Below are 6,411 nucleotides of genomic sequence, written 5' to 3'. Positions count from 1 at the left end.
AATTTTTTACCAATGAAAAATTTATTCAATCCTTCAGAAGGTGAAGAGTCTTTTGATAACGGTACTCTTTATAAATCAAGTTTAGTAAGATTAAAAGATAAATATTTGCTTTATTATTCTGCAAGAGATAAAGTTGGACAATGGAGAATTGGTTTAGCAGAAGAAGAGGATATTACAGAATGAAAATAAAGTAATTATTATAATTACAATATATTTAAAATATAGTATAATTATTACAATGTATGATTTGGGGGGAGTATAATGAAAAATATTCAATTAGAGGATTTTACAAAATATAAATTTTTATCATCTCTAAATTTTTCACCTAAAGGGGATAATGCTTGCTTTGTTGTGTCTAATTGTAATTTAGAGGATAACGACTATGATACTAATTTATGGCTCTATAATTTAGCTTTGAACAAATATTATCAATTGACTACTTTTAATAAAGAAAGAAGCTTTATATGGCTTCAAGATAATGAGACTATATTATTTCAAGGAGTAAGAGATAGTAAAGATAAAAAGAAACTTGAAGAGGGAGATGAATTTGCTCAATTTTACAAGTTAAACATTCATGGTGGAGAAGCTGTTAAGGCTTTTAAAATCCCTATGCCAGTTGAAACTATAATTGAAATAGATGAAGATACTTTTTTATTTACAGGAAATCATAGAGTAGGTGGGAAAAGTTTAATTGGACTTTCTGATGAAGAAAAAGCTGAGGAATTAAAGTTTAGAAAAGAAGAGAAGGACTATGAAGTTTTAGATGAGATACCTTTTTGGAGCAATGGTAGTGGCTTTACTAATAAAAAGAGAAGTGGATTATATAAATATGTAGTGAGTACAGGGGAAATAAACTTAATAACTGATGAATATACTTCAGTTATGTCAGTAGAATTAAGTGAAGATAAAAGTAAGTTGGTATTTACTGCAAGTTCTTATAAAGATAAAGCAGCACTTAATGATGAGCTATATGTTTATGACATTAAACTGGATAAACTTACTTTTATTAATGGAGAAGAAAACTTTTCTTATAGTCATGTAAGTTTCATGAGTGAAGATAAATTAATATTACTTGGAAGTGATATGCAGGAATATGGAGTTAATGAAGATGGTAAATTCTATATAATAGATTTGAATACTAGTAATAAAACTTTATTAACCCCAGATTTTGATAGAAGTACATGGAATTCTGTAGGTTCGGATTGTAGATATGGTAAAGGGAAATCTATTGTAAGAGATAGTAGCTACTTATATTTTATAACTACAGAAATAGATAGTTCTTATATAAATAGAATCGATATAGATGGAAATATAGAAAAAGTAAGTTTTAATACTGGATCAGTAGATTGTTTTGATGTTAAGAATGGCAATATATTATTTATAGGTCTTAGAAATCAACAGTTACAAGAAATATATTCATTAAAAGATGGTAGAGAAACTGAAATTTCAAGGTTTAATCAATGGATACATGATGAATTAAAAATCTCGAAACCAGAAAGAGTTGAGGTTGAAACAGAACCAGGTGTTATAATAGAAGGATGGGTATTAAAACCTGTAGATTTCGAAGAAAATAAAAAATATCCTGCCATTTTAGATATTCATGGTGGACCTAAAACCGTTTATGGTGAGGTTTTCTATCATGAGATGCAGCTATGGGCTAATATGGGGTACTTTGTATTCTTCTGTAACCCACGGGGCAGCGATGGACATGGAGGAGCTTATGCAGATATTAGAGGAAAATATGGTACAATTGATTATGATGACATAATGATTTTTACAGATAAAGTATTAGAAAAGTATAAAAATATAGATGTGGATAATGTGGGTGTAACTGGTGGATCTTATGGAGGGTTTATGACCAACTGGATAATTGGTCATACTGATAGATTTAAAGCTGCAGCATCTCAAAGAAGTATATCCAACTGGATTTCTAAGTTTTGCACTACAGATATAGGATTTTATTTTGTAGATGATCAAAATGGAGGTACTCCATGGAATAACGTGGATAAACTTTGGTATCATTCTCCACTTAAATATGCAGATAAAGTTAAGACACCGACTTTATTTATACATTCAGAAGAAGATTACAGATGTTGGTTAGCAGAAGGTCTACAGATGTTCACAGCTTTAAAATATCATGGAGTTGAGGCTAGACTTTGCATGTTTAGAGGCGAAAATCATGAGCTTAGTAGAAGTGGGAAACCAAGGCATAGAATAAGAAGACTTACAGAAATAACAAATTGGTTTGAAGAACATCTAAGATAGTTAATAAATAAGCACCTTATAAAAATAAATTTTATAAGGTGTTTATTTATATGCAATTTTAACTTGAATGAGAACTCTATTAAGAGCATAAACTAATTAAATATATATAATAATTATATAAGTCTATAAATTAAATAGAGTAGATGTAGGAGGGAGTTATGTCTATAGCTTTTAAATTTATTACCTTAATTCTAATAATAGTATATAGTGTGCTATCTATCTTTGCATGTACTATGGCAATTAGACAAAGTAGGGATGGTATTTTCCCCAATATCATTATGATTGTTGGAAGTATAGTTATTCTCTTTGCATCAATTACAGAATTTAATGGAGGAAATGATATGCTATATGTGCTTTTAGTAGGATTAATACTAATACACATAGCTGCAATAATCCATGGATATAAGCTATTTAATCAATTAAATTTAAAACAACATGTGCTAAGAGGATGTATTTCTATAATAATTCTAATATGCTACTATGTAGGTTTTTTATCTTAGTATATATAGTAAAAATAATGAGAACATAGGATGAAAAATATATAAAAGTATGTTTTAATATACTTATCAAAGAATATGAAAGGGGAACTTAAGATGGCAGTAAGGAAGATAGTTCAGTATGGAGATGAACATTTAAAAAAAATTAGTGATACTGTAGTTGAAATAAATGAAGAAATCAGAGGAATAATTCAAGATTTGAAGGATACATTATCAACAGTTGAAGGCGTTGGACTTGCAGCTCCACAAATAGCTGTAAATAAAAGAATTATATTAATTGATTTAACGACTGATAATACATCTCCTATAATACTAATAAATCCTAAAGTTATTAAAGCATCTAAGGAAATGGATAGAGATTATGAAGGGTGTCTTAGTTATGTTGGATACGAAGGATTGGTTGAAAGACCTACAAAAATGATAGTTGAAGCTTTAAATGAAGATGGTAAGCTAATAAAGTATGAGGTAGAAGATTTTATGGCAAGAGTTTTCTGTCATGAGATGGATCATTTAGAAGGAATTCTTTACATGGAAAGAGCTGATGAGATGTATGAATTAGTTGAGAGTAAAGAATAAAGGTTTTTTGATGATAATATTAAAATAGGTAAAACTGTTAAAAGGTTAACTATAAGTAGGACCTTTTAGCAGTTTTTATTTAATTAATTTATAGTTATTATCTATAGCTTTGTGTAGCCCATTTTAAAACTTTCATATAGATTTATATTAAAATTTAGATTATTATATAATAAAGGTAAAATTTATGCTTTATTTTATATAATAAGGGAAAGTATATAATATAAAGAAATACCTAAAAGATATAAATTTATAAGTACAATTAATAAAGAAATTTTGCATATAGATAATTAGAAATGCAAAAATTAAGGAAATATAGTAGAAACAAAATAAATAAAAATAAAGGAGTACTATACTATGAATAAACAAGAAATTATAGAGATTTTAGAAGATAATGCTTTAGAGAATATTACAGAAATAAAAAAGCATAATGACTGCTTTATAATTAAATTTTCTTACGAATTTGACGAGCTAGAAGTTGAAGGAGCTAGAGAATTTGCAAATGAAGATTGTGATGAAGAAAGAGAAGGAGAACAATGGTATCAAGAGTATTTTCTACCTTATTTAAATGATACTGCAATAGACAATATAAATGATATAGTAGATGAAATTTCAGAGGATTATGATTTAGATTATGAAATGTTGTCTTATGAGCTTTCTGAAGATGATTATGATTCAATGGATTTCTTAGTTGCTTTTTATAGAGAAGATTTACCTGTAGACATTGATGAATTAATTTTGGAGTTATAAATTTGTTATGAAAAAATTACTTATTATAAATGGTTCTCCTAATACAGAAGGGCACACAAATAAAATAGTAGATGCAATTATAAAAGGAATTAATACAAATGTGGGAATAAAATACATTAATTGCTATGATATGAATATTAAACCATGTACTGATTGTAAATATTGTAGTAAAGTCGTAGGGGCGTGCTCAATTAAAGATTCTATGACTGAGATTTATAAATTAATACAAGATTGTGATATAATCATTCTAGCATCGCCTATGTATTTTGGTATGTTTCCATCACCACTAAAATCTTTGATAGATAGGTGTCAAGTTATCTGGAGTAAAAAGTTTATATTTAAGCAAAATACAAAAGAAAGAAGACAGGGTATATTTATATTTAATGGGGGTAGTTCCTGGAATAGTATGTTTATTCATATGGAAACTATAGGTAAATATTTTTTAAATACCCTTAATTGTGATATTTTATTTAAGCTATATATAGATAATACAGACATAAATTATAATTATATTAATGAGTATCATGATGAAATTTTAAAATGTCAGAACCTAATAAATAAGGAGAAAATATTAGGCTAACTTCTTATGTTTTTTATTATTTTGTGTTTTATGAGAATTATGATTTAGCTTTTGATATTCTACAATGTATTCGTCTAAATGTTGAGAGCATATTACAACAATATTATCTGTAGGTCTCTTAAATCTAAGCAGTACATGTAGTAGTAGTTTAAAAGACTTAATTTTTTGATTTAGGAATTTAAATTTTAATAACACTCAATCACATCCTTAACTTTATATTTTTATTTTAACAGAGATACAACTTAATGTTAATAATTATTAATAGTCAAATTCATATTAAGTTTTACAAAAATCTCCATAAAAATGATAAATATATCATAAAAAACTTATAAATAAATATATCAAGATGACTTAATGCGATTACTAGAATCTCTAAGTGATTATAATGATACGTATTTCGACAAGTGGCGTATGTGAATTTAAAATAATTTTAAATTTATAAATAAATAATACTGAAATTTACATAAAAGTAATTATTTGAAGGAGTTTTATTGTATAATCATTTATTAAACTATTAGGAGGAAAAAATGGATAAAGAATATAAAAATATCGATGACATGAAAATAGAAGAGGTTATTGAGGAAATAAACGTTTTATATAAAAAGAGCCAAGAGTATGGCTTAACAGAAGCTGAAAAAAATAGACAGCAAGTTTTAAGAAGAAGATATATTGATAATGTTAAAAAAAATTTTAAAGCTCAAATTAGTGGATATAAGCCTTTAGACCCTAAACATAATAATTAGTAAAATAAAATTTAAATAAACAATGAGTATAAATATATAATTTGAAGTAGGGGAGGAGTAAGATGGGAGTAAAAGTTTTAGATTTGGTTAACAACTATAATTTAGAAGTTTTAGTAGAAGGAGATTTGGAATCTAATATTGTAGTAAGTGATATACATAGACCTGGATTACAATTTGCTGGTTTTTACGATTATTTTGATAATAAGAGAATTCAAATTGTAGGAAAAACTGAGTGGAGTTATCTAAAGTGCCTTGACCCAGAGGTAAGGATACGTAGAATAAAAAAGTACTTTTCTTTTCCTATACCAGGAGTAATAATTACAAGTGGATTAAAAGTACATGATGAATTTTTAGAAGAAGCAAGAATAAAAAATGTTACTGTTCTTAGAAGTAATGATAAGTCTACAAAGTTTATTAATAGGGTTAGTAATTTTTTGGACTCAGAGTTAGCACCAGAAACTAGGCTTCATGGTGTTTTGGTAGATGTATATGGTATTGGAATACTGATTATGGGAGAAAGTGGAATTGGAAAGAGTGAAGCAGCATTGGAGCTTATTAAAAGAGGACATAGGCTTGGAGCTGATGATGCAGTAGATATTAAGGAAATAGATGGGAAACTATATGGATCTTGTCCGTATATAACTACTGGAATGCTTGAAGTTAGAGGTATGGGTATTATTGATTTATCAGCTATTTATGGTAGTAGTTGTATTGTTTCTCAAAAAAATATTAATTTAGTTATTTCTTTAGTTAACTGGGATGTAAATGATAAATATGAAAGACTTGGAGTAGATAAAGAATATATGGAGATACTAGGGGTTGATGTAGAGAAAATAGTATTACCTTTAAAGCCAGGACGTAATATAGCCGTTATAATTGAAGCTGCAGCAGCTAATTTTAGGTATAATGCCACATCAAATTGCACTGCTGTAGAAACAATTGAAAAGAGAATTATGGATAGTCAAAATTCTTAGGATGCTTATGTAAAAATGTAATTTAAAAA

At 27.4% G+C, this 6,411-nt stretch carries 8 protein-coding genes and 1 pseudogene; 8 read left to right on the top strand and 1 reads right to left on the bottom strand.

Annotated elements, in window-relative coordinates:
• The 6 genes and pseudogenes from ABDZ93_RS19300 to ABDZ93_RS19275 all read left to right on the top strand — a co-directional run.
• A pseudogene (locus tag ABDZ93_RS19300) lies at positions 1-183 on the top strand (glycoside hydrolase family protein); the annotation flags it as partial.
• Positions 184-261: 78 nt separating this feature from the next.
• A complete protein-coding gene (locus ABDZ93_RS19295; protein ID WP_343828146.1) occupies positions 262-2,265 on the top strand; it encodes a S9 family peptidase in 2,004 nt (667 codons plus the stop codon).
• Between the two features lie 158 nt (positions 2,266-2,423).
• A complete protein-coding gene (locus ABDZ93_RS19290) occupies positions 2,424-2,765 on the top strand; it encodes a hypothetical protein (RefSeq protein WP_343828145.1) in 342 nt (113 codons plus the stop codon).
• Between the two features lie 93 nt (positions 2,766-2,858).
• Positions 2,859-3,338, top strand: a complete 480-nt coding sequence (gene def / locus ABDZ93_RS19285) for a peptide deformylase (protein ID WP_343828144.1) — start codon at positions 2,859-2,861, stop codon at positions 3,336-3,338.
• Between the two features lie 354 nt (positions 3,339-3,692).
• Positions 3,693-4,085 (top strand): hypothetical protein, encoded by a 393-nt coding sequence (locus tag ABDZ93_RS19280; RefSeq protein ID WP_343828143.1) that lies wholly within the window; start codon positions 3,693-3,695, stop codon positions 4,083-4,085.
• Between the two features lie 7 nt (positions 4,086-4,092).
• Entirely contained in the window at positions 4,093-4,665 is a 573-nt protein-coding gene (locus ABDZ93_RS19275; RefSeq protein WP_343828142.1) for a flavodoxin family protein, read from the top strand.
• Here ABDZ93_RS19275 and ABDZ93_RS20170 read toward each other — a convergent pair.
• Positions 4,657-4,860: an aspartyl-phosphate phosphatase Spo0E family protein gene (locus tag ABDZ93_RS20170; protein ID WP_367661949.1), complete on the bottom strand. Its 204-nt coding sequence runs from the start codon at positions 4,858-4,860 to the stop codon at positions 4,657-4,659. The two genes, ABDZ93_RS19275 and ABDZ93_RS20170, sit on opposite strands and share 9 nt — an antisense overlap.
• Positions 4,861-5,192: 332 nt before the next feature.
• Between ABDZ93_RS20170 and ABDZ93_RS19270 the strand changes: the two genes are divergently transcribed.
• Both ABDZ93_RS19270 and hprK read left to right on the top strand, forming a co-directional pair.
• Positions 5,193-5,408: a DUF896 domain-containing protein gene (locus ABDZ93_RS19270; RefSeq protein WP_343828141.1), complete on the top strand. Its 216-nt coding sequence runs from the start codon at positions 5,193-5,195 to the stop codon at positions 5,406-5,408.
• Between the two features lie 62 nt (positions 5,409-5,470).
• Positions 5,471-6,382, top strand: a complete 912-nt coding sequence (gene hprK, locus ABDZ93_RS19265) for an HPr(Ser) kinase/phosphatase (RefSeq protein WP_343828140.1) — start codon at positions 5,471-5,473, stop codon at positions 6,380-6,382.
• Positions 6,383-6,411 lie beyond the last annotated feature (29 nt).

It is taken from the genome of Clostridium subterminale (assembly GCF_039521425.1).
Classification (GTDB): domain Bacteria; phylum Bacillota; class Clostridia; order Clostridiales; family Clostridiaceae; genus Clostridium_J; species Clostridium_J subterminale.
The sequence above is the reverse complement of the archived record's forward strand: the minus strand, read 5'-3'. Positions and strand labels throughout refer to the sequence as shown.